Source organism: Exiguobacterium profundum (assembly GCF_001909285.1).
GTDB classification, from domain to species: domain Bacteria; phylum Bacillota; class Bacilli; order Exiguobacteriales; family Exiguobacteriaceae; genus Exiguobacterium; species Exiguobacterium profundum.
In genome coordinates this window covers 16,255-39,650 of sequence record NZ_MRSV01000002.1, presented here as the reverse complement: position 1 = coordinate 39,650, position 23,396 = coordinate 16,255, and the positions used below count along the sequence as shown (strand labels likewise).

Below are 23,396 nucleotides of genomic sequence, written 5' to 3'. Positions count from 1 at the left end.
CCGTCTTTCCCGATTTTGATTTTAGATAAAACATTCAGTTCATAAGAGCGATACTCATTGCTGAAGGGAAATTAAAACATTCATTTCGTCAGTAGATAACAAGTCTTTGAAGGTGTTTTCAATTTCAGAGATCAGTTCTTTCTTTTCATGGGCGTTGATGAACGGTGAAGCAAGACACGCATCCAGATATGGGATAAGAAGATATGAAGAACTAGAGATATGATGACATAAATCAAGGTATGTCATGTCAGGCTCAGGTAATTCACTAATATAGTATCCGCGATTGACATCGACCTCCCCTTCGTGAACGTCCATCCAATAGTTATATTCTGAATTATCAGATGAGTATTCGGTTCCTTCATTGACGATCTCATGTTTGTTAACCTCTACAATTTGCGACTTCTCCTGTTCTTTGATTAAATAGGACTTTCGTTTGTTTATATGATAAAAAAAGTTTAAGATGAGCAGACGAGAGGTGGCTGCTTTAGGGGTCAAACTGTTTCTTTTATATAGTTCCCTGTACTCCTCTTTTTCTAAGGCAGAAAATAAGAACTCAAAATCAACATAGGCGTATGAATCGAATAGTGAGATGTAATCTTTCTCCCATTTGTAAAGCGGATAGTTGACCAAATCGGAAAGTAATTGATTTTTGAGGTCTTTTGACTCGAGTTCTAGGGATTGATTGTAGACTCTGTTGAGTACGTCTGTATGATCAAAAGTCCAGATTGAATGTGTTTCTACGAATTCTCTAAGTGTACCTTCTGAGTCAGAACCGCCTAAATAGCATGCAGTGTATTCCAAGATAAAAGACGAGATTTCGTCTTCTAGTTTTTGTATCTCTCGTTCGTCAGGAAAATTCATGTAGGGTTCCCCTTTTGATTATTTATTTTTTGCGTTGGTATTGGATTGTTTCAAATCTCTGTGAACAGAAGGATTCCGTTCATTTTATCGTAATCATATTTAATTAAACGTAATCCGTTCCATTCATGGCTCCTGCCGGGACGGCCCTTTGTATAAAATCTCTTCCCCGCTCTGTTTCGTTCGGCGATGACCACGTCAGGAAAGTCGCGTGCGACGATGAATGCCTCAATCATCGAGTAGTCATGACAATACTCCTGCTCAATCCAGTCCACATATTTTAATGACTGACCGATCACCCCGATGTCTGCCTTGTCTTTTTTAATCTCAATCATTAAATATTTGGAAACGGTCTCGAACCCGGGAATAAATCTGAATCCGAATATATCAATCTTGTCCATGTAGTCTATCGGTTTGAAAGGTGATGCGATGACCTGATGGCTGACGTACTCCCATCTTCCAAATATATTGTTGGACAGATTATTCGTAATCGAGTCTATGATTGCAGATTCGACGGCCATCTCATGTCTGATTCGATCACCTGAAGAGGCTGCCTCTAAGATTGGAATCGAGGACACCTCATATCTCCCTCTGTTACTTGTTCTTAAACCTAGAATGCGCTGGTGAATCGTTTTATCGAACAGAAAGACCGAATCCTCGTCCACAGACCCGATGTACTCCTCGTTCTCTTTCATGATTTTGTCGAACAGCGCTCGATTCTCTAAATTATCGATTTTAATGAACGACAGTTTCCAGAACGCTCGCAAGATTCGAAATGCCGAAGGATTAGATTTTAAAATCTCGTCCATGTCCACGCCTTTAATGAAAAAGTTAGGGGAACCTTCGAATGTACAAAGTAATCTGTAATTCTTATCACTCTCTGCCTCGTTCAGTATCATCTTATCTAGGGAATAATCGTCTTTTTCTGGTTGAGGACTGAGGGCTGCAGGATAGTTGAGGTGGATACAGTCTCCGTCGATGGATATTAACTCACCGACTCCATAAATTTTTCTTTTATGGAAGAAGTAGATGTTGTCCCCTGGTCTCATCGAGAGGAAATCTGCGAAAGTGCCTTCGTGGTGGACCGACCAATGTTTCTTATTCGTTTGCTTGAACCTGGTTGAGTACACTCCCGTTTGAACGATTCTCTTTAGTGCATCCATGCTATTTAAGTTGAATATGTATCCTGCCATCTAAGTACCTCAAATCCAAGCGATTTAATTTCAATAATAATAAAAATATTCCTTTTTTTATAATATCAGATTTTAATTGATGTATCTAATACACTTTTATTTTCTATATTTTACATATAAAGATGGACTATAATCCTGACGTGTCCATATTCATGGGTAATAGGCTTCAATAGAAGCGTCTATCATCAAAAAAATCATTTAGGGTAATATTGAGTCCGTCACAAAATTTCTGAATCGTGCTTATCTTAGGATGCTTCGTACGACCGTTCATTAGTTCTGATATTGTCGCCTGATTCAATCCACCTCTCTGAACGACTTGATGGATGGTCAAATTACGTTCCGCAGTGAGCTCCTTCATCCGCTCGATGATTGCCTCGTTCAACTCCACTTGCTCACCCCACGATCTATGTACTCTCTTCATCACTTATTCTTTATGAACTCTTCTATTCCTCTACCCTACCATAATCTCTTGAAATCAAAATACTTGTCATTATTTTCTATCTACAATGCTTTATTTTTTACAGTTGTGCTACAAAACAAAAAATATTGAGTTACTGTTGCTCTTTATCCCTTGTATAGAGCGGATTCGACAAGAATCGTCAATTGTAAAATTTCTGACATATCAGAAAACTGATGTTCTTTGTAGCTTAATCCTGCTATATTGGAACCAACAAAAGGAAACATCTGTTTGGTCGCCGCTCTGGTTAACAGAAAGGGGAAGGCTTATGTATCGATTCGGGGAGTGGTTGAAGGAGAACCGCCGGCTCTCAGGCTGGTCACAGGTTGAATTATCAGAGAAGACGTTTGGAGAGATTTCACAGCCCGCTATAAGTCAATACGAACAGAACCGCTCGACGCCATCGATTGCCGACATCAATCATCTGGCCCGCGCATTCGGACACACGCTTGCGACGGTTCCATGGGAAGCCATCGAATTTGGATACGGCTACGGTGCAAAACATTCTGTCTCCAAGATCGAGCGCCGTCGGTTCGACCTGAAGGAACTGCCGCAGGCCGACTCGGTTCGCACGTTCGACGGGAAGACGTATGAACTGCACGGTTTCATCGGCATCGAGAAGGCGAGCGGTGAAGCGGTTCAGTTGACGCAACTCTACTATCGAATCCGTACGGTCGTCTGTGACGCCCACGTGCTCGCCAAGCGCAAGAACCCGGATGATGAGCTCATCCATGTCAAGAAGCGAAAAAGAGTCCACCAGTAATCGACATCGACGCAGCAGCACATCCTTAAGGATGGTCTAATCCAATCACATATCGGCGTGTCCCTCACCAGTGACCGGGTGGGCGGGATCTACGCATAGATGGTTCGGCGAGAGTCCCCTAAAACTCGCCATTAGGTCACAGAATCGTTCCGGGTCATCGAAAAACCCTGTACAGCTCCTTTGATTCACGAGGAGCAGAGTTCGTGGGGGAACGGCTAGAAACCCACCGCACCGAATCCGACTGTCCTTAATGATGTGCTGCTGCACATCACGAGATCAAGGGAAGGAAGTGTGTACTGTGGCATCAAAAGAACAAAAACAGAAACGTAGCTTCGCAGAAAAACTCTTACGCATCCGTGGAAAGGACTACGAGGAGTGGCTCGACGAGCAACATCAACAAGTCATCCAGGACAACCAGGAACTCATTTTGGAGGCGCTCGAGGCGAAGCTCAGCTTCAAGTCGCCGGCGCACCAGGACTAAGGGGGGAACGACATGGGACTTAATGAGACAGGGCTCAGCTTGCTTCAGTTCTTCCAGGGACTCGCCGTCATCGCCGCGGCCATCGCCTTCGCGATCGGAGGATTCTACTTCATCTTCGGCGGGGATCGTGGCCGCTCGAAGGCCGTCGGCTGGCTCGTCGGTGGCGCCGTCGGCCTGATTATCGTCATGGGCGCGTTCACGCTCGCCGAGATGGTCGACCAGAACATCAAATTCTAATGAACACTCGCGAAGCGTTCCAGTCGGAAGGCTTTTTTTGTTGCTTGAAACGAGAGGAGGAACGAGATGCTGTTTGTACGATTCACCGACGTGCCGGACACACGGATCCAGAACTATGAGCGGCTCACCTTCGCCGATGCCATCGTCGCGACACATGATCTTCACCAGCTCCTTAGCGAGGAAGGTACGAACTGTTCAGGTGAATTCCGGCTCTTCGATCAGAAAGACGAGCTGCTCTATCGAGGGACGTTCACGTTCGGGACCGGAGGCACCTATCCGAATCTGTATCATCAAGTGAAGGACCGGGTGCAACGGATCCGAACGAAAAAAGAGGATAACTCGAAGAAGATGTGGCTCCTCGACGAGATCGAGTCCGAGACACCGGATGATTATAAGCGTTCGTCCGCCAAATCGAACCCAATTGTATCGTCGACCTATCAGTCACGACTGACCCGACTGCAGCGCCGCCTCATCTACGGGGCGGCCACGGCCGGGATTCTATTCACCTCACTCTTCACTGCCGCGCAATGGTTCATCGATAAAGAGGCGCACGCTGAACAGGTGACCGGCGTCGAACAGACGTGGTTGGATGCCTATGAACAGGCACTCCAAGGTGAGGAATCCTCGCTCATCGCTTTACTGGAACGGAAAGATCGGTCCGAGGAAGAGGATGCCCTATTGGTCGACCTCTATCTGGCAGAAGGAGAAGACCAGAAGGCGCTCGAGCTCACGGATGACCCTATCCTGATCGAGACAAAGCTGGCCGAGCTCGATCTATCCGACCAGGAAAAATTGGAACGTCTCCGGGACTTCCAAGCGTCACATCCGACCGATGAGGGCGCGTTCGATATCGCGACACTGGAACGGGACCATGAGATTGTGACCAAGATGGATGACGTGGAGTGGACCGCTCCCCGAGTCTCTGCGAAAGTGACTGCCTATATCTTTCTCGAGGACATCGAGTCCGCGAACGATTGGGCGTCCAAGACAAACGACCCTACCGTACAAGCAAAGATTGATAAATACCAAGACGTTACGGCCACGATCGACGGACTGAACGAGAAACTAAAGAAAACATCTAGCAAGGACACCGCAGCTCGTGAGAAGGTTCAAGCCGCTATCGCTGCTGAAGAAATTGACCTAGAAACAATTCTTTATTCAGATTAAGGTAGGTGAAATAATTGAGAACTCAGTCTCTGTCACCACGATTCCCGATACGTCTGATCTTCCCTGCCCTGTTCTGCCTGTTGGTGGTACCGGCTGGGATTTTTTATCTGCTGAACGGGGTCTACAACATCATTCGACAAATCATGACCCCAATCGTACAAGACGGGCTGTTGGCCGGGACAACGATTCCGACGCTCTCACCCTCCTTGTTCTTGGAGGTGAGTCTTCCCTCTTCGATCGTCTCGATTGGGCTGATTGCGATTAGTCTTTTCATCGGGATTGTCACGTTCGGGAAGCTTTGGCTGAACTTCCGTGACCTGCGGAAGAATCAGAAAGGGAGCGCCCGTTTCACCTCGTTCGATGAATTGAAGCAACAGTACCGCCGCGTCCCCGACCGGAAGAAACGGTATGACGGATTAGGTGGTGTCCCTGTCGGACGGGTCAAGAACGAGCTGTTCGTCGATGACTCGCCCGTCAACAACCTCGTCATCGGCACAACCCGATCCGGGAAGGGTGAGACGTTCGTCTTTTCTACGATCGACCTGTACAGTCGAGCCAGTGATCAAGCGAGCCTGATCATCAATGACCCGAAAGGCGAGCTCTTTGCCGCATCGAAGGAGACGCTCGAGCAACGCGGTTATCAGGTCGAGGTATTGAACCTGATGAACCCGCTCCAATCGATGTCGTACAACCTGTTGCAACTGACGATTGACGCATTTTTAGAAGAGAACTATTCACTCGCCCAACAGTATGCGCGATCGGTCGCGTTCATGTTGTACCATGACCCGAAGGCGCGGGACCCGTTCTGGGCCAACTCGTCAATCGACCTGTGTACGGCGCTCATCCTCGGACTTTGCGAGGAGTCGAAGGACACGCCGGAGAAGATCAACATGTACAACGTCGCGCTCATGCTCTCGGACCTCGGGTCGCGGACGGTCGTGACGCGGCAAGGACAGGAGATTTCGGCACTCGACGAGTTCTTTCAACGGTTCCCGGAGAACCACCCAGCCCGGCTCCAGTTCGCGACACTCCATTTCTCAGGTGGACAGACACGGGCCAGTATCCTGGCCAATACGAATGCGAAACTCGGAATCTTCACGTTGAACGGGACTGGGAAGCTGACGTCGATGAATTCGCTCGACATGCGACGCATCGGATTCAACCGCTGGATCAGCGGACGGAGCGAGCCTTTGACCCGTCTTACGTTCACGTTCCCCGATGGGATGACCCATGCGCTCACGACGGACGACGATGGCAGCTTCATCGTGTACCACGCGTCGTCACTTAGAACAGGAGACGTCGTTCAAATCTCGACCGACTCAAGTACTTCAACGATTCAGTTGGAAGCGCAGGTCGAGGAAACCGGACAATTCGATTACTCTATCGACGGTTCTATCCAAATTCGTGAAGTGATGCATCAACTCCAACCTGTGGCGGTGTTCCTGATTGTCCCGGACTATGACCCGACATTCAACGTCATCGCGTCGCTCTACATCAAACAGGTATACACGGCGCTCGCCCGGGTCGCCTCGCAGGCTATACAAGGCAAATGCGAGCGGCAGGTCGTCTTCCTTCTCGATGAGTTCGGCAACATGCCGCCGATCGAAGGCATGGCCAACATCATAACAGTCTGTCTCGGCCGGAACATGCGCTTCAACCTCGTCATCCAGGCCTACTCCCAACTCGAGAACCTATACGGAGAGGATTGGAAGACGATTGACGGCAACTGTGGGAATACGCACTATCTGTTGACCGCGGACGAGTCGACCGCCGAACTGATTTCGAAGAAGCTCGGTGAGGCGACCATCGTCACGAAATCGCGGTCCGGACAGACTTTCTCGCTCAAGAAATCGAAGACGGAGAACGTGGACGGCCGTCGGCTCATGACAGCGACCGAGGTCATGGGACTCAAAGAGGGCGAGATGCTCATCATCCGTGTCATCAAGCGTCAAGATACGAAGAAACGGCGTATCCAGTCGTATCCCATCTTCCTAACCGGCAAGACGGCGATGAAGTACCGCTACGAATACCTGGCGGACGACTTCGACACGGACCGCTCCCTGCATGATATCGACATCCCCTGCCGTCACGCCGGTCTCGACTTCGAGCAAATCCGTGTCCGTTTCGCGAAGCAAGAAGACGAGACGGATAGCAACGCGCCATCGAAACAGGAAGACACGTTCTTGACGGTACGTGACGTACTTCAGGACAGCATCCTCCGCTCGATGTTCGAAGGGCATGACATCGGTGGGATGTCCCTCCCCGAGTTCGAGACGAATCTGAACCTAGGTATTTACAACGTCACCGACAGCCAGAAGAGCTTTTTGAGCACGATGATCGCGAAACGACTCGAGAAACTGAAGCAAGGCACACCGTAGAGAGGAGGCCGAACCCATGGCCGAGAGTGCGAGAGAGAAGCGAATCCAGAACGAATTGCGTGTCGTTGCAAGAATTATCGAGACGCAACGCGTCCGCCTCGAACGGGGCGATGTGCTCAACATTCAGACAATCGACGGCTTTCTGACCGTCTATCAGGACGACACCTCAGACACTCCGAAAACTGTTACACTAATAGATAAGTTCGACTTCCGCGTCAACCTGAAAGTCGCGGATCTATTAAAGGGGAAAATCGTCTGACGGAGGGGTAAACGTTATGAGGAAACTATTTGCGGGTACTTTAGGAATCAGCTTGTTTTTACTTGGAGCTTGCTCAAATTCCAATGAGTCTTTGGTTCAACGTGATATTGAACACGTTGAGAAGGTCATGACAGCCGAAGAGGATGATTATTTGCTGATTGTAAAAGAAGAAGATGGTGAACTCGAAGAGTTTGTTGAATTCGTAAAAGAGGTAGCGAACGAAGAGAGTCAACAAGTCACGCTTTATAATACGTTTCAGCCAGATGGCGAGGAACTTGTCGATCGTGGTAACTTTGAATACACTGACGAACTAAAAGGTGCCGTTCTATACTCCATTCAAGATGGAAACGTCACAGATGAAATCAATGTTGGGATGTTGACGGCGGAAAATTACGAACAACAGTTATCGGATTTCTTTACTAGGACTCAGTAGATTGGGGGTCTTTCAATGGCTGATTCCGATTTAATAACCAAATTACAGGAATATGAAGACGTACTCCAAATCAGTAGTATGGTCAATGACGCACTACGCTCAATGGGATGGATTCTTGTCAGAGGACTATCGGTCTTGATTGACGGCCTTGAATCAATCACGGATCAAATCCTATTAACCAATACATTTTTCAATAATGACCAAGTGGTTGAATTCGTTCTTACGATTCAACCTTTTTTGTATGTTCTTTTAGCAGGAAGCTTCATGTTCACTGGGTACTTGTTGATTTTCCAAAAGAAATTTGAACGTGAGAGTTTTTTGATCAACCTGTTCATCACACTATTGATCTTAGGTTTACTTTCACCAACTATGAGTCGAATTCAGGAGTTTTCTGATGAAGCAGTCGCAGAAATCGGGACAGATTCGCTTTATGACGGAGAAGCATCATTATCTGAGAGTATCTTAAAACGGAATGTACATGATTTGATTGAGCACGATTCGAAGAAATTTGATGTTGCTACCGGCGAATCATTAAATGCCATTCCGACTGGGTTGATTGATAATATCCGAATCAATGAGATTTTCGACAAGAACAACTATGATTTATCGGCAACCGGAAACAAATTGGCCGAGTCCTATATTCTATGGAACGGAAAAGAGACAAGTCTCGGTAAACTTGATCAAGGTGGTGTCGAGTGGAACAACCAGTATTACTACCGCTATCAGCCGAACTGGTTGACCATCTTCGTGACACTCGGGATCATGGGCTTCACGTTGTTCTCGATTGCCTACAAACTGGCGCGTCTGTCGTTCGAGCTTGCCTTCAACTATGTCCTGGCGATTCTCGTCGCACCGGCCGATCTTCACAGTGGTCAAAAGACGAAAAAGGTCATCCAGAGCATTTTGAACACGTTCCTCGTGATTATCCTGATCTTCGTTTCGATTAAACTGTACACGATCGGGACCGCCTATCTCGCAGAGACGTTGGACGGTTTCGCCTATCTAATCGCCCTCATCGCCTTCTCGGTCGCATTGATCGACGGACCGAACATGGTCGAGCGGCTGTTCGGGATTGATGCCGGGCTCAAACGAGGATGGGGTGTCGCGCTCGGCGCCTATGCCGCCGGGAAAGGTGTGACCTCGGTCGGTGCCCAGGCGGTCTCAAAGGTCGCGCGTGCCGCACAGGGCGCACCAAAGATGCCCTCACTCCATGAGGCCGCGACGACGCGGATGGATTCGAATGCCATGCCGCATAACGGTTCAACACTTAGTGTAGCGGACCAAGCTTCACAGCGGATGGACACCGAGAGACAAACCGATCCAGATGGTGTCGCTCAGGAGAACCAAACTGCAAGTCGCACGCAGACCGACAAAGAGAAACCGACAAATCCGAAGGACGTTGCGCAACCAATCAGTGGTCAAGAATCAGAATCAGAACCGGAATCGCAAGACTCTACACACCTAAAAGAAGCATCAGAGCGTACTTCGTCTCCAGAATCGATTCATGCGACGAACCCTGAATCAAATACCGAACGTGGGCCCGACCATCGAACGACGTCATCCGAGACGCAAATACCGGAGTCGATTCATAATCATTCGAGCTCTGGTCATTCTCCAAGCCCAGCTTCATCATCTCTCGAACCGGTCACTCGTACGATTGATAATGCGTCCGGTCAAAGTGAATCGGTAGCCAGAAACGATGCGACGTCACCACCACCTCATGAGGCACCACATTCACACGAGTCATCTTCGTCCTCGTCACCTACGACGGGTTCGAATGATGCGTCAACAGAGAAACGCCAAGACCGCGCCCGACGGACCATCCATCAGGACACCGTGCTCGACGTCGAGACCGAGGTCATCGAACAGGTGCGTGAGAATCAGACGCATCGTCATAGCCAGCACAAGGAAGAGTCACGACGGATTTATCCGACCTCGCCACCGCGACCTGACAACACGAAGAAAAAGGAGTGATGACCCATGCGTAACTATCGGATTCCGAACGAGGTCACAACCGAACTGAAAATCAATAAGATGCTCTATTTGCACGACTTCCTGTTCCTCGTCGGGCTCATCGTACTCCGACTCGTGACGCTCCCATTCATCCCGTCGGTGCTGCACATCCCGTTCACGGTCTTTCTCGTCGTCTTCGGGCTGTTCATGGTACTGCGGCCGGCGACGAACCCGCAGAAGCGGATGGTCCACGCACTCTACTACGCGCTCATCAAACGCAAAGACACCTATCTCGCACTCGACGCGCAGACGAAAGGACGTGATTGAGATGGCTTTTATCGAGGAGTCGCTTCAAGAACCGAGACGCACGGGCACTTGGCTCGACGAACGCGACTTGGTCGAGAAACGGAAGGTCAAAGACAAGGTCGTCGTCAAACCGACGGTCGCCGAACTGATGCCGGTCGTCGACATCACCGGGACCGAGTCGTTCGAGATGCGCGACGGGACCTATCTCGACATGATCCAGCTCACCTCAAAGGACATCTACTCCTTGAACGAGGAGGAAAAGGACCATGACGTGTTCTCACTCGCATACCTACTCCAGGCGTACACGTACCCGCTCAAGGTCGTGCCATTGAACACGCCACTCAGTCTCGAACGGCAGAAGATCAGCATCGAGCGACAGATTCGACAAAATCAGACACCGGCCTACCTGTCCTTCTTACTCAAGAAGAAGCAGGAGCTTGAATACCTCGAGGAGCATCGCACCAATCGCGATTATCTCCTCTTTTTTTATGCAGACGACGAACGGACGTTACGCGAGCGGAAGACACACCTCTATAAACTGCTCCGCCGCTCGAACCCGATGCGCGAGCTGACGCTCGACCAGAAGGTCCATGTGCTCTACCAGCTGAACAACCCGAACACGAAACCACAACTCGACGCTTGAAGAAAGGAGTGACGCATATGTGGCAGCGTCTGCGTGACAAATTGTCCAGACAACAGGACCCGGAGACCGTCAAGATCGAGAAAGGCTATAACCCCGACGTCATCGCCAAAATCCAACCGCAGGGCGGCATTAAGTTCGACGCCAACTTCGTCCGGCTCGGTGACGGCTATCTCTCGTGCCTCCATGTCTATAAATATCAGTCGCTCGTCTATGACTACTGGCTCGAACCGATCCTGAACATGCCAGGCGTTTTGACGACGCTCGACATCGGGACGGTCGACAAGCGTGAGATCATCCAGACCATCAACAAGTCGATGGCCGAACAGAACACACGCTTCGAGAACGCAAAAGACAACATCGACCGCATCGACGCCCGCGAGACATATAAGGAACTGAACGAGCTCTACGAACAGATCACCCAGGGCGAGACGATGAAATATCTACATCTTCGCCTTTATGTGAAGGCGAAGACGCTCGACACGCTCGAGGTGAAAGTACAGGAAGTGATGGAAGAACTCGAGGCTCGGAACTTCCGCTCAACGATCTTCCTGAACGAACAGGAATGGGAATGGCAGAGCCTGTTTACGAGCTATGACCAGCAACAAAAGCTCCCGAACCGGCGCCGAGGGAAAGAGATCCCGTCCCTTTCCATCGCCGGCGGCTATCCGTTCCACTTCACGTCGCTCCAGGACGCGACCGGCACGTATTACGGGACGACTGATACGAACGGTAGCGTCATCTTCGACCTGTTCCATAAGGATAAACAGCGCAAGTTCTATAACGCACTCATGATTGGCAAGATGGGGTCCGGGAAGTCGACGCTCCTCAAGAAGACCGTGCTCGATCAGGCAATCAAAGGCAACAAGATCCGCATCCTCGACGTCACGGGCGAGTTCTCCGACCTCGTGCGCCAGCTCGGGGGAAAGGAAATCGCGCTCGACGGGTCGGCCGGGCTCATCAACCCGCTCCATGTCTATAAGACGGTGACGAATAACGACGGCAGTGCCAACGAGGCGCTCTCGTTCATGCAACATCTGTCTAAGATGTCCGTATTCTATCACTACATCAACCCGGCGGCGACGCAGGAAGAGACGAACGAGTTCGAGATCCTGCTTCGCGATTTATACGTTCGACACGGACTCTGGGACGAGCAGGGTGAACTTCCGATCACGACGCATCCGGCGAACCGGTACCCGACGTTCTCCGACTTTTTGAAGCTCGTGCGTCGTGAGCTCTACACGGATGACACGCGTACCTCAATCAAGGACGCAATCAGTCCGAACCGGGTGCGACGTCTCGAGAACATCGAGCTCGCCGTCACGAACCTCGTCCATAACTACGGCAACATCTTCGACGGACACTCCTCGATCGACCGGTTCGACGAGGAGCTCATCGTGTCGTTCCCGCTCCGAAACCTGACGAGCCTGCGGGACGAGGTGTTCCAGGCGCAGGTTTTCTCGCTCATGAACATGCTGTGGGACGGGATGATCGCCAACGGTTCGAGTCAACTGAAGGCTTATAACCAGGGCGTTCTCCGGACCGAGGAGGCATGCAAGTACCTCATCGTCATCGATGAGGCGCACCACTTGATCAACACGCGCGACATCGCGCAACCGGCCATACTGTATCTGCAACGCTGCATGCGCGAGGCACGCAAATATTTCGGCGGCATCTTCTTCGTGTCGCATCTGATCACCGACTTCGTACCGGCCGGATCGAAGTCCGAGAACGCGGAGAACGTCAAATCGCTCTTCCAATTGACGCAGTACAAGATCATCGGCGAGCAGGATGCGGAGAGCATCCCAATCATCCAGAAGGTGTTCGATGGCCAACTCTCGAACTCCGAGATGCGGATCATTCCCTCGCTCGAGACGGGGCGTGTCGTCCTCAGCATCTCGGGCGTGCAGAACCTTATCTTTGACGTCGACGTCGCGCCCGAGGAACTTGCCCTGTTCGGTGGAGGTGCCTGATGTGGGCGTCCGCGAAACGGACGGCCCGCTTCGCCGTCACAGCGAAATGGCAACTCGCGACGCTCAAATGGCGACTCATCCTGCTCGGCATCGCGGCACTCGTCTTGTTCCTGGTCATCCTCGTCGTCGGAATCCTCGACACGCTCACGGGTGTCCAGAACGAACAACCGACCGACGTCACGTTCGACACGGCCGGTGGTCTCCAGGTGAGTGACCAGGTGCTCCAATATCGAGACTTGGTCGAATCGGAACTGACGAAGCACGGGCTGGCTGAACAGACGAACCTCGTGCTCGCGTTCATGATGCAGGAGAGCGGCGGGCGTGGGAACGACCCGATGCAGGCGAGCGAATCGAAGTGTGGACGAATTGGGTGCATCACCTCACCCGAGGAGAGCATCGTCTACGGCGTCGAACATTTCGCCTCCGTCTTCGAACGGGCGAACCGTGACGTGCAGCTCACGCTACAGAGTTACAACTTCGGAGGCGGCTTTATTGACTATGTGCAACAGAACGGAGGACGGTACTCGAAAGAGCTCGCCATCTCGTTCTCCCAAATGATGTACCAACGCGTGAAACACACCGGCATCTACCGCTGTCATCGTCCGAGCGCGGTCCAGCACGGTGCCTGTTATGGGGACATCGAATACGTCGACGCGGTGTTGAAATACCTCGCGCCGGTCGCCGTCGCCGACGGGGTCATCACGAAAGAACTGATGTCGGGGTTACGTTCCCCGCTCGTCATCCCGCTCAACGTGACATCGCGTTTCGGGTGGCGCATCGTCTTCGGACAACGGGACAACCACACCGGGATCGACTTCAGTTGCACCCCGTCCGACACGATCCACGCGGTCAAGAGCGGCACCGTCATCTATAGCGAGAACCGCGGACCGTACGGCAATCTCGTCCAAGTCCGACACGACAACTACATCACGGCGTACGCGCACCTGAGTCGTCTCGACGTCCGAACCGGGCAACAGATCGACTCTGGGCAGGCGCTCGGGTACTGCGGCACGACAGGTCGATCGAGCGGGAACCATCTGCATTTCGAGATCAAGACGAGCGAATGGTCCGGTCATATCGACCCCGCCCCGGTCTTCGGATTTTGAGTCACGGATGTATGGAAAGGAGGAGGAAGAATGAACTTCACCGCACGTCACCTCGCGTATCTGTTCGGGGTACTGCTTCTTATTTCACTCGCGGCGAACGCCTTTTTCTATCAACAAGCGACGGCTGTCACGAGTACTTCAGACCCTAGTGAGACGAAAAATGAGAGCGTCACTTCCCTTGAATCGGCAACCTCCGAGGATACGTCAGCGGACACCGAACAAGTCGTCGCTTCGAAGGAGACGGAACGAATGGAGGAGCTGACGACACGCGCGACGCGCTTCGTCGAGTACGCCTTCACCATCACGAAGGACAGTTACACGACCCAGAAACGACAGGCGAAGGACGTCATGTCGGAGGAACTCGCGGCCACGCTCTTCGCCGCTGACGGCAGTGACGTCGGCACGTTCGAGACGACCGTCCGCGACATCGAGGTGTTCCCTTCTGTCTCCGGAGAAGATTGCCTCGTACGGTTCGAACAGCACCTGTTGATCACCGAGACGGGTTATGAAGAGACGACGCAAGAACTGTTGGTCCTGACGTTCGAGTCCATCGAAGGACGTCTGGTCGTCATCGAAATGGAAGACCTGACACCTGAAGGAGGAATCTAGATGCGACGACAAACACGACGGCGTCTCACCCAAAACGTCTCCCGGTTCTACCTCGTACTCGGCGTATTCTTTGTCGTCGGCTTCCTCTTTTTCGGTACCTCGTCGTTCTTCTTCGCCGAGGAGGCACCTGTCAATGAGACGCCGATCAACGAGGCAATCCGTCTCTCAAACGGGGAGACCGTGACGCTCCACGCGTGCAGTTACGATACGGAGGCCAAGACAATACGCATCCGACTCTCGCTCGATGACGCACCGGGTAACACAAACAATCATGTCTTCCGCTATGTCTACAAGGCACGTCCGGATTCCGAGAGGGAAGTTGATTTGCTCTACGATTGGAACGACCAGTACGTGCTCGAACTGGTTGACGTACCGAACGACTTCGACCAGATCGCCGTCCGAATCTATGGAGTGGACGAGGCACAATCAGTCGACGTACTCACACCCGAGGAACGGGAGAACAGTCTTTTGACGTCCCTCTATGCCGACCGCCGGACCATCGAACAGGCGAACCACAGTTCATCTGATGAGACAACTTTCACGAGACTATTCGTCGAGGACGAGCTCGCGCAGACCGAGCGCCAGTTAGAAAAAGCGCAGCAGTCAGTCGAAGCGCAGCGGCAACAAATCGAGCGGCTCGACCGTGACAAAAAGGAGCTCGAAGGCGAACTCTCCTATCTCTCGCTCGACGAACAGGTCGAACAGGAGAACGAGATCTTCGACCTCGGCCGGAAACGTGATGAGCTTAACTTGGAGCTCGAGAAGCTCGAACAGTCGGTCTCAGCGCTCGAAGAAAAGTACGACAAGTTGCGCGTCCGGCTCCGGGAACTATCGATTTAAATGGCACATTTCGTGCCAAATCGCTGGTTTTACTGGCACATTTCGTGCCGTTTTCGGACTTTTGGTGATATCACGGAAACCCCAGGCTCTGCCTGGGCTATCACGACAAGTGATAGCAGTTTCCCCTTATGCTCTTTGAACGAACTTTTCGGACATCAGCAATATACAGCCTCTAGAAAGGTGGTCAGGTAGATGGATCTGTTACTCCGCGACATCGACCCCGTCATCGTGAAGCAGATCGATGAATGGGCGAAGGAACATAACCGCTCTCGGCAACAATATTTGAAAGAACTGCTCGCCTCCTGGTGCGCGAACGGCATCCAATCGACGCAGGTCGAGCGACTGGAACGACAGCTCGAGGCGAACACGCTCCATTTGAAACGGAGTGCGGACGAGCTCGCCGAAGTGGCCCGTTTGTTGAGCGAGGTGATGCAGGATGCGTGAGACGCCGGGCGTCGTTATCAAGTCGAAATTTAAGGTGCCGGATACGAAAAAGAAGTCGCGTCGTTATACGACATACCTCGACTACATCAATCGACCGGACGCGAAAGATAGCCGCGAACAGTTCGAGACGTATCATGACTATATGGAAGACGAGACGAAATCGAGCGGTCTGTTCACACGCGAGGACGACCGGTTGAGCGACAAAAAGCGTCGCGCCGTCCGCGACATCTTCAAGCATGCGCAAGTGAGAGGGAGCATCCTCTGGCAGGACGTCATCTCGTTCGATAACGCCTGGCTTCGAGAGACCGGTGTGCTTCACGACGACCTCGTCGACGAGAAGCGATTGATTCAGGCGACGCGGGACGCGGTCGATTCAATGCTCCAAAAAGAGAAGATGGTCCACGCCTATTGGACCGGCGCCGTGCATTACAATACCGACAACATCCACGTGCATATCGCCATCGTCGAGACGAGCCACATGCGCGAGCGCGGCAAACGTAAACCGAAATCGATTGAGCTGATGAAGTCGAAGGTCATCCATTCCCTCGCCGACCGGACGAAAGAACAGGAGAAACTGAACGCGTTCATCAGAGACGAACTGATCGCCCATAAACGGAACCGGAAGATCCAAACTCTCCCGAACCGTGTCCTGCATCCCGAGCTCGTCCGTCAGTTCAAGGACATCTATGAACAGTTACCGGAAGACAAACGACAGTGGCGCTACAACATGAACGGGATGCAGCCGCTCCGTGAATCGCTCGATTGTCTGACCGACCGTTATATCGATATTCACTTCAAACAGGAGTTCCAAGCCTTCAACGAGCGGCTCGAACAGGAGGTGTCGTTCCATCGTCGCAGCTACGGCGACACGGAGAAGGCCGAGCGTTACCGGATGACGAAGCGACAGGACCTCTACACCCGAATGGGGAATGTCATCCTCTCCGAGATGCGCGATTTGTCAAAAGAACAAACGGTAGTTGGGAAAAATAGAGCCCCTATACATCCGGTCAGACGCGCATTCAACCAACAAAAGATATTCACCGAATCCCTCTACCGGATCGAACGGCACATGAATGACGAGTTCGAACAATTGAAGAACCAACGCGCTTTCGAACAGCTGGAGCGGGACATCGAATATGGAAAGTGAGGGAGGATGATGGAAGAGTTGAGACAGATCCGTCTCCGATTAAAACCGGAGACGGTCGCGTATTTGGAGGAGTTCGCCGACGACAAACGCTTCGGCCATCTCGGTCAGGTCATCGACCATATCACAGAAGAACATAGACAACTGGCCGACGAGAAGTGGGACATGCAGTTCCTCACCCGCTCGATCAGCACACAGGTCTCCCGTCATATCGAGGCGTTGATGAACGAGCAGATATCGGCGGAACTCGAACGGATCCGGCTCGCCGCGAACCGCTCCGACCGCCACGGACAAATCCTGACAGAGCTCCTGCAGGCGCTGATGCAGACCGAGGGCATCGAGGACATCATGACGACGGACCAGTTCAAGCCGACGTTCCTCGCGACAGCCGAACGTGTCGTGCAGGAACGCATCGAGCATCAAAAACAGAAGAAGGACACACTAACTTTTGAGAGAGGATGAATCTTATGCGACCACTTGACCGTCCCTTCACGATGGGACAACTGTTGACGCTTCAACCGGATACCGTTACGGTCCTCATCTATGGAAAGCGATACGACATCCCGGTGTCCGTTTCCGAGCACCAACTTTTGACCGCCGTCGCGCAAGACGAGATCGTCTTGCTTCCCGTCAATTTCGAGCGGACACAGCTGTTACTCGACATACCGGAAACGTCTCCACAACTCGAGCGTGAACTGGACGAATTTGCGGATAGTGATGAATCTGTCACCGACTTGTTGAAGGAAGGAGTCTGACACGATGGCCAAGATGAAGACGAACGAAGAACGGAAGGCCGAGCTCGAGGCCTTGACCGAACAGATGGGACAACAAATCGACAGCTATTTTGAAAGCCCAGAGAAGATTCGTGAGCATCTACAGTTCCTCGGCAAGTTCCATCAATACTCGATGCGGAACGCGGTCTTGATCGAATCCCAGTTCCCCGGCGCAGTCGCAGTCGGCTCTTATCCGTTCTGGGAGAAGCAAGGCGCACAGGTTCAAAAAGGTGAACGTGGCATCAAAGTGTTCGTCCCGAACCCGGTGACGTACGCCTTACACAAAGATGAATGGGTACCGCTCAGCAAGGCACCGAAGTCGATCAAGGACGGCGTGAAACAAGGGCGAGTCCCGTCACGCAAGATGATGTACTTCAAAATCGGTCACGTGTTCGAGTACACGCAGACCGACGCGCGCGAGAAAGGGATTGAGGTCTCGGACATCTTCAAACGGTATCACCGGGACGGCGGGATGGAGAACGAACAAGACATCCTTGACGCCTTGACGACGCTCGCGGATGCCCGGAATGTGACGCTATTGGAGGAACCGCTCGACGAGATCGGAACGGCGAAGGGTTGTTACTATCCGGAGTTACATGCGATCGCCTTGAACCCGCGGAACACACCGATTGAGGACATCAGCGTCCTGATCCACGAGCTCGCTCATGCGGAGCTGCACAATCAGGAACGGAATTTTGAACGGGACAAACCGCTTACGGCACCCGAGAAGGAGTTTCAGGCCGAGATGGTCGCCTATGTCGTCTCACATCAACTCGGGTTCCCGACGGACGACTTCTCGCTCTCCTATCTGGCCGGTTGGACGAAAGACAAGGAACTCCTCGACAAGGAAAAATTGTTGCAGGAGGTCCATCAGACATCCGCGACTTTTATCGACCATATCGAGTCACACTTAGAAAAGGTACTCACATTGGAGCACGAAAAGGAACAGATCCCACTTGAATATATCGAGCAGTTGAACCGCCGCATAGGATGGAAAGACGCTGACCTCAGTCTTAATGAACGGGTTCATGCCGTACTGAATGTGTTTCCTGAGGAGGTGGAGCCTTATCTGAACGCAAAAGCGGCCCTCGAGACGAACCTGAAGGTGGATCGTATCGATGAGCCGCTCATGTATATTCACGATAAAGGATTCGGGTTCCAATCATTCGGTGTCACCAACAATCATGACTTTAGTGAAGATATACTTGTCGCCTACACAATCGCCTTACCGAATCAGCTATTAGTCAGTGGTCATTTCGACCCTGAAAGAACCGTGCATCCATTGCACGATCTAGAGAAGAAGAACAAAATTGAAAAACCACTTCTCAAAAACCTTGAAGAGAGTTGGCATAATGTTTTACTCGAAGAAGAAAGGACATCTTTATCAAGAACCGCTATATTAAATATCGAAAGATTGATTTAGTTCTTCCTGTATAGGGCTGATTTCAGCCCTATACTAATTTGATTACACACGAAATTAGGCACTTAAAGCAAATGTACATGCCTAAAAAATATAAAATATCACTTAATAGTTTTCTTTTTTACATTCTGTTTAATTAACGATTATCTTTCGGAGCAAATATTGAAGCAAGAAGAAGTGCTATTATCGTGTTTGTCTGAGGAGACTCGAAAAATGATATTCCAACCATCTGTAGACTCGTCAAAATGAATAGAAGTCTGTAAGCAATCGTTTTATCTGAAAGTACATTTTTTGTTTGCTCAATCGAGTCAATATCTTTTTCAATCTCGGACAATCTAATGCCTTCCTGAAATACAAGAGTGTGCATGCTTTTTTCCCAAGAATCCATTATCTCTGGCGACACCATAAAATTATTCAAATGAAAATTCTTCATCATATCAATTTGTTCGCTTAATTTTTCAATAGTTCTTGATGGAAGTTCGAACGGCTTCACTTGAAAGTTCCGCATTACATCGATCTGCCTGTTAAAGTTTCCGATGGTTTCCGATGGAAGTTCGAACGGTTTCACTTGAAAGTTCCGCATTATGTCGATTTGTCTGTTAAAGTTTTCGATGGTTTCCGATGGAAGTTCGAACGATTTCACTTGAAAGTTCTGCATTATGTCGATTTGTCTGTTAAAGTTTGTGAGAAAAATATTTTCCATAAGCATGGCCTCCATTGATTCTCTTATTCCATTTCAACATCTTCTCAAAAGATTCGTTCAAATGCAGTTCACAAAAGGACTCAGAAGAAGATAAACATGAAACTTTGACTCTCAACCTCTTGTTTACATTTGAAGTATCACTAAACTCAATAAAATGATCTATCTCAATAGATTGTCTTAGGGTCATTTAATCTTACTTCAATCGACTTGATACCATTTTGAATTAGAATAAAATACTCGGAATGGAATCCCATTTGATGAATCTTTTTGTTCCCCTTTCAAAATATACCAATCTAATAACAATGTTTAGTCTTCCCAGAGTTCCTCCATCAACTCATCGATTTCCTTTGATAGGAGTTGCTTTTCCTCTACATCTACCTCAACTCGCCCGTCTTCGTAAAACCACAGCACGTCGCCATGTTGAACTGCTTCCGGAAGTCGTGACTTCGGAATATCTTCCATCACTTCCCCGAATTCGATGACGGCCAAGTCCCCTTCAAATCGGTCGATGATTCCCCGCCGTCTCTTCATTTGGATTTTTTCACGGCGTAACTCGAACCGTTCCCCGTGATGATGATTGTACCGTTCTTGTCTGTGCGAAGCGTGTTCGCTTTTTGTCGCTTCAAATTCGTCACTACTTCGGACGTCGGGTGCCCGTAGCTGTTCTTCCCGACACTGATGATGGCATGCTTCGGTTTGACCGTGTTCAGAAACGTGCTGCTCGTCGACGTCTTGGCACCGTGATGACCCACTTTCAAGACATCCGCTCGGAGCGTCTGTTTCTTCGCCATCATGTCCTTCTCGGAAACGTGTTCCGCGTCCCCCGTGAACAAGAACGTGTTCTTCTTGTATGTGACATGAAGGACCGCACTCCAATTATTCAAGTCGCTGTTCGAGTAAGACTTGACCGGACCGACAAACTTCGCACTCACACCTTTGATCGGCAGTTTCACTCCGGCCTGTGCTGTTTTGATGGTCTTGCCTTCCCGTTTCACAGCTTGTAAGAAGTCTTTATAGGCCTGGGTCGTGTGTTTCACTTTTGGTGCGTAGATGTTCTCGACACGATAGGCGTCTAGAATCTCGTCTAATCCACCGATATGATCGGCATCCGGATGTGTCGAGATCAACACTTCGATATCGTCGACTTTTTGTTTTTTGAGATAGGCAACGATGGCATCACCTTTTCCTTTATTCCCACCATCGATGATGACGTCCTCACCACTCGGCATCTTGATGTAGATGGCGTCACCTTGACCGACATCGATGTAATGGACTTTGATGCTCGTAGCGGCCGATGCTTCCCCGTATGGCGACACCAATAGCGCTCCACTAAATAGAACGGCACTCCCAATCTTGATCAATTTATTCATCTTCTATCACTCCACTTTAAAATTATTGTAAAATTATCCAACATACATTTATTATAATCCGGTATTTGTTAAATAGCTTCTAAATACTAAGAATGACCAGATACAAAAACAATCAAGGTGAAATTGAATGGGAAGCGTTAAAGAAATGGGGTTACGAAAACCAATCGCAATAAATGCGACGTATAAACCGGTTTTGATTTTTAAGGACGGCGCAGAATTAAAAGAGTATGCGATTTGTACATAAACTCGTCACTGTTTACCATACATAACACGGGATACACTTAAATCAAAAAGGAGTCATCCCATGAAACTTCAAGAGTGGATTCGATTGGTTCACAAGACGGAAATACTACGATTCGATCATCTTTGGAAATACATGAATACGACACCACAAGAACTCGAAGCGTACATCGAGCAACTCAATCCTTGGTTGAACATCGCTTTGAAGTCCTCTGATGGCATTGATGACGCGGAAATCATCGATGAGCTTGAGGATTATCTGCTTCACCGATTCGAGAAACGAAAAAAGAAAGTAAAGGTCACGCTCGAGGTCGAGTTGGAACTACCGGACGATGCCTTCAATTTTTCTCAGAGCGAAAAATTTAGAATGATTGAACGGGTCACCAACCATATGGCAACCCAAAATTTGAAGGATTGGCGCATCGTGAGGATGCAAAGGATATAATTGATTTAGGTGTATACAGATTCGTCTACATATACCTACACATATTCTGTACGGATGATGTCATCCAATAGGTCGGCGGCGCAACCGAATTCGAGATGGACATCACGTATCTGGTTACGACATAAGTACACCTACACTGTGAGAGGGAATGTCATCACCGATTCGTTCGACAATGGCCACTGGCTCTATTCCTATCTGCGTGACAATGACAAGGATAGGATGGGCGAGGAGTAATATACCTGCACTTAACACAATGACCATTGTAAAAGGCGTATTCTTCTGCGATGGGAGAATACGCCTTTTAGTGTTAGATCAGCTCCAAATGATCATTCGTGAAAATCAATTTTTTGAGCGACAACGATGAGACATTTGAATCTCTCGATGCAAAGAAGTAAACCTCACCCTTCGATTTCATCGTCCCACATCTGATAAAAACCATCTCCTACTCGCATCAGCACGTCGTCATCAGCCTCCGGTTCCAATCCATACCATCGAGCCGTAGTCACGACTTCCCCATCCAATCGAATGCTGATATTCTCCTGTGTGTACGCGATACCCGAGACGGCCTGCCGTTTCACTTGACCGAGCTCTGCATCTACTTCCCTTATCACACCTGTGTGGTAGTCAATTGTGTATGTTCCCATATGTCCTCCTGTTTCTACGTCGAGATGTGTCGTATCTTTTGATGAAGCTAGTCTTGTTTGGGCAGATGCGTCGCTTCTAACAATAATCGTCCTTTGTAATAAGCGTCCTCGGCCGTCAAAAAACCTGATTTGTAGTGGCGTTTCCCCGCCACGGTGATCCAAGCACGGTAACGTACCTCTTGGCTCTTGCGGGTCTTATATTTTGACACGCCTCTGAAACCCGTCGAGCTGTCCTTTCGAGGTTCTTTTCCCTTGAACAAGGGCAACATGACATCGTTCACACGTTTATCCTCATACTCATCTCGCAGATGCACCTTTTCTTGTTCCCGCTTCAAACAGCCACATGACTTGGTGTCTCCAGTCGTCAAATAGATTCCCTTGACGACGACTTCTTCTCCACAGTCACATAGGCAACGCCACCTTGTTCTCCCTGCCTCGGTTCCCATAAACTCTAAAACACTCAATCTCCCGAACCGGCGTCCGGTCAAATCCTTTCGCATCAACGCACCACCTACCTGTCTTTTTGAAAAGAGTATTCATTCATCTAGACATTCAATTCG

At 50.0% G+C, this 23,396-nt stretch carries 29 protein-coding genes; 20 read left to right on the top strand and 9 right to left on the bottom strand.

Features of this window, described 5'->3' with window-relative positions; translation table 11 throughout:
• Positions 1 to 54 precede the first annotated feature (54 nt).
• From BBB58_RS14770 to BBB58_RS15650, 3 genes are all read right to left on the bottom strand, one after another.
• Positions 55 to 861: a hypothetical protein gene (locus BBB58_RS14770; RefSeq protein ID WP_074038013.1), complete on the bottom strand. Its 807-nt coding sequence runs from the start codon at positions 859 to 861 to the stop codon at positions 55 to 57.
• A 50-nt stretch (positions 862 to 911) separates the two neighbouring features.
• The gene (locus tag BBB58_RS14765; protein WP_074038042.1) at positions 912 to 1,667 is read right to left on the bottom strand and encodes a hypothetical protein; all 756 of its coding nucleotides are present in this window, start codon (positions 1,665 to 1,667) and stop codon (positions 912 to 914) included.
• A 550-nt stretch (positions 1,668 to 2,217) separates the two neighbouring features.
• On the bottom strand, positions 2,218 to 2,409 hold the full coding sequence (locus tag BBB58_RS15650) for a helix-turn-helix domain-containing protein (RefSeq protein ID WP_369126282.1): 192 nt from the start codon (positions 2,407 to 2,409) through the stop codon (positions 2,218 to 2,220).
• A 367-nt stretch (positions 2,410 to 2,776) separates the two neighbouring features.
• Between BBB58_RS15650 and BBB58_RS15005 the strand changes: the two genes are divergently transcribed.
• The 19 genes from BBB58_RS15005 (at position 2,777) to BBB58_RS14660 (ending at position 19,437) form a co-directional block, all read left to right on the top strand.
• Entirely contained in the window at positions 2,777 to 3,271 is a 495-nt protein-coding gene (locus BBB58_RS15005; RefSeq protein WP_167365536.1) for a helix-turn-helix domain-containing protein, read from the top strand.
• A 298-nt stretch (positions 3,272 to 3,569) separates the two neighbouring features.
• Positions 3,570 to 3,752 (top strand): hypothetical protein, encoded by a 183-nt coding sequence (locus BBB58_RS14745; protein WP_074038011.1) that lies wholly within the window; start codon positions 3,570 to 3,572, stop codon positions 3,750 to 3,752.
• Between the two features lie 12 nt (positions 3,753 to 3,764).
• Positions 3,765 to 3,989 carry a hypothetical protein gene (locus BBB58_RS14740; protein WP_012390467.1) on the top strand — a complete coding sequence of 75 codons (225 nt, stop codon included), beginning with the start codon at positions 3,765 to 3,767 and terminating at the stop codon, positions 3,987 to 3,989.
• Positions 3,990 to 4,055: 66 nt separating this feature from the next.
• Entirely contained in the window at positions 4,056 to 5,156 is a 1,101-nt protein-coding gene (locus BBB58_RS14735) for a hypothetical protein (protein ID WP_074038010.1), read from the top strand.
• Between the two features lie 14 nt (positions 5,157 to 5,170).
• Positions 5,171 to 7,534 (top strand): VirD4-like conjugal transfer protein, CD1115 family, encoded by a 2,364-nt coding sequence (locus tag BBB58_RS14730; RefSeq protein ID WP_143180279.1) that lies wholly within the window; start codon positions 5,171 to 5,173, stop codon positions 7,532 to 7,534.
• Between the two features lie 16 nt (positions 7,535 to 7,550).
• A complete protein-coding gene (locus tag BBB58_RS14725; RefSeq protein WP_074038008.1) occupies positions 7,551 to 7,793 on the top strand; it encodes a hypothetical protein in 243 nt (80 codons plus the stop codon).
• Positions 7,794 to 7,809: 16 nt separating this feature from the next.
• Positions 7,810 to 8,226, top strand: coding sequence for a hypothetical protein (locus tag BBB58_RS14720; protein WP_074038007.1), 417 nt, complete (start codon positions 7,810 to 7,812; stop codon positions 8,224 to 8,226).
• 15 nt (positions 8,227 to 8,241) lie between these two features.
• Positions 8,242 to 10,200: a pLS20_p028 family conjugation system transmembrane protein gene (locus BBB58_RS14715; protein WP_074038006.1), complete on the top strand. Its 1,959-nt coding sequence runs from the start codon at positions 8,242 to 8,244 to the stop codon at positions 10,198 to 10,200.
• A 6-nt stretch (positions 10,201 to 10,206) separates the two neighbouring features.
• A complete protein-coding gene (locus BBB58_RS14710) occupies positions 10,207 to 10,506 on the top strand; it encodes a DUF5592 family protein (protein WP_074038005.1) in 300 nt (99 codons plus the stop codon).
• Position 10,507: 1 nt separating this feature from the next.
• On the top strand, positions 10,508 to 11,128 hold the full coding sequence (locus BBB58_RS14705; RefSeq protein WP_074038004.1) for a TraC-like domain-containing protein: 621 nt from the start codon (positions 10,508 to 10,510) through the stop codon (positions 11,126 to 11,128).
• Positions 11,129 to 11,145: 17 nt separating this feature from the next.
• Positions 11,146 to 13,098 (top strand): VirB4 family type IV secretion system protein, encoded by a 1,953-nt coding sequence (locus BBB58_RS14700; protein ID WP_074038003.1) that lies wholly within the window; start codon positions 11,146 to 11,148, stop codon positions 13,096 to 13,098.
• Positions 13,098 to 14,204 carry a lysozyme family protein gene (locus BBB58_RS14695; protein WP_084543133.1) on the top strand — a complete coding sequence of 369 codons (1,107 nt, stop codon included), beginning with the start codon at positions 13,098 to 13,100 and terminating at the stop codon, positions 14,202 to 14,204. The genes BBB58_RS14700 and BBB58_RS14695 overlap by 1 nt, the downstream gene beginning before the upstream one ends.
• A gap of 30 nt (positions 14,205 to 14,234) precedes the next feature.
• Positions 14,235 to 14,813 (top strand): hypothetical protein, encoded by a 579-nt coding sequence (locus tag BBB58_RS14690; protein WP_074038002.1) that lies wholly within the window; start codon positions 14,235 to 14,237, stop codon positions 14,811 to 14,813.
• Positions 14,814 to 15,653, top strand: coding sequence for a coiled-coil domain-containing protein (locus BBB58_RS14685; RefSeq protein WP_074038001.1), 840 nt, complete (start codon positions 14,814 to 14,816; stop codon positions 15,651 to 15,653).
• Positions 15,654 to 15,845: 192 nt separating this feature from the next.
• Positions 15,846 to 16,097: a hypothetical protein gene (locus BBB58_RS14680; RefSeq protein WP_074038000.1), complete on the top strand. Its 252-nt coding sequence runs from the start codon at positions 15,846 to 15,848 to the stop codon at positions 16,095 to 16,097.
• Positions 16,090 to 17,244, top strand: a complete 1,155-nt coding sequence (gene mobP2, locus BBB58_RS14675) for a MobP2 family relaxase (protein WP_074037999.1) — start codon at positions 16,090 to 16,092, stop codon at positions 17,242 to 17,244. The genes BBB58_RS14680 and mobP2 overlap by 8 nt, the downstream gene beginning before the upstream one ends.
• A gap of 9 nt (positions 17,245 to 17,253) precedes the next feature.
• Positions 17,254 to 17,703 carry a hypothetical protein gene (locus BBB58_RS14670; RefSeq protein WP_074037998.1) on the top strand — a complete coding sequence of 150 codons (450 nt, stop codon included), beginning with the start codon at positions 17,254 to 17,256 and terminating at the stop codon, positions 17,701 to 17,703.
• A 5-nt stretch (positions 17,704 to 17,708) separates the two neighbouring features.
• Positions 17,709 to 17,996: a hypothetical protein gene (locus BBB58_RS14665; RefSeq protein WP_074037997.1), complete on the top strand. Its 288-nt coding sequence runs from the start codon at positions 17,709 to 17,711 to the stop codon at positions 17,994 to 17,996.
• Between the two features lie 4 nt (positions 17,997 to 18,000).
• The gene (locus BBB58_RS14660) at positions 18,001 to 19,437 is read left to right on the top strand and encodes an ImmA/IrrE family metallo-endopeptidase (RefSeq protein WP_074037996.1); all 1,437 of its coding nucleotides are present in this window, start codon (positions 18,001 to 18,003) and stop codon (positions 19,435 to 19,437) included.
• Positions 19,438 to 19,570: 133 nt separating this feature from the next.
• Here the strand turns inward: BBB58_RS14660 and BBB58_RS14655 are convergent, their stop codons facing one another.
• The 4 genes from BBB58_RS14655 to BBB58_RS14645 form a co-directional block, all read right to left on the bottom strand.
• The gene (locus BBB58_RS14655) at positions 19,571 to 20,137 is read right to left on the bottom strand and encodes a hypothetical protein (RefSeq protein ID WP_074037995.1); all 567 of its coding nucleotides are present in this window, start codon (positions 20,135 to 20,137) and stop codon (positions 19,571 to 19,573) included.
• Between the two features lie 164 nt (positions 20,138 to 20,301).
• Positions 20,302 to 20,391 (bottom strand): ASCH domain-containing protein, encoded by a 90-nt coding sequence (locus tag BBB58_RS15680; protein WP_500683365.1) that lies wholly within the window; start codon positions 20,389 to 20,391, stop codon positions 20,302 to 20,304.
• A gap of 52 nt (positions 20,392 to 20,443) precedes the next feature.
• Entirely contained in the window at positions 20,444 to 20,668 is a 225-nt protein-coding gene (locus BBB58_RS14650) for a DUF3006 domain-containing protein (RefSeq protein ID WP_074037994.1), read from the bottom strand.
• Positions 20,665 to 21,507: a ComEC/Rec2 family competence protein gene (locus BBB58_RS14645; RefSeq protein ID WP_074037993.1), complete on the bottom strand. Its 843-nt coding sequence runs from the start codon at positions 21,505 to 21,507 to the stop codon at positions 20,665 to 20,667. Before BBB58_RS14645 ends, BBB58_RS14650 begins: the two co-directional genes overlap by 4 nt.
• 304 nt (positions 21,508 to 21,811) lie before the next feature.
• Here BBB58_RS14645 and BBB58_RS14640 point away from each other — a divergent pair, with 304 nt between their 5' ends.
• Positions 21,812 to 22,192 (top strand): hypothetical protein, encoded by a 381-nt coding sequence (locus BBB58_RS14640; RefSeq protein WP_074037992.1) that lies wholly within the window; start codon positions 21,812 to 21,814, stop codon positions 22,190 to 22,192.
• A gap of 398 nt (positions 22,193 to 22,590) precedes the next feature.
• Here BBB58_RS14640 and BBB58_RS14635 read toward each other — a convergent pair whose 3' ends face one another.
• Both BBB58_RS14635 and BBB58_RS14630 read right to left on the bottom strand, forming a co-directional pair.
• On the bottom strand, positions 22,591 to 22,836 hold the full coding sequence (locus tag BBB58_RS14635; RefSeq protein ID WP_074037991.1) for a hypothetical protein: 246 nt from the start codon (positions 22,834 to 22,836) through the stop codon (positions 22,591 to 22,593).
• A 47-nt stretch (positions 22,837 to 22,883) separates the two neighbouring features.
• Positions 22,884 to 23,336, bottom strand: coding sequence for a hypothetical protein (locus tag BBB58_RS14630; protein WP_074037990.1), 453 nt, complete (start codon positions 23,334 to 23,336; stop codon positions 22,884 to 22,886).
• Between the last annotated feature and the right edge of the window lie 60 nt (positions 23,337 to 23,396).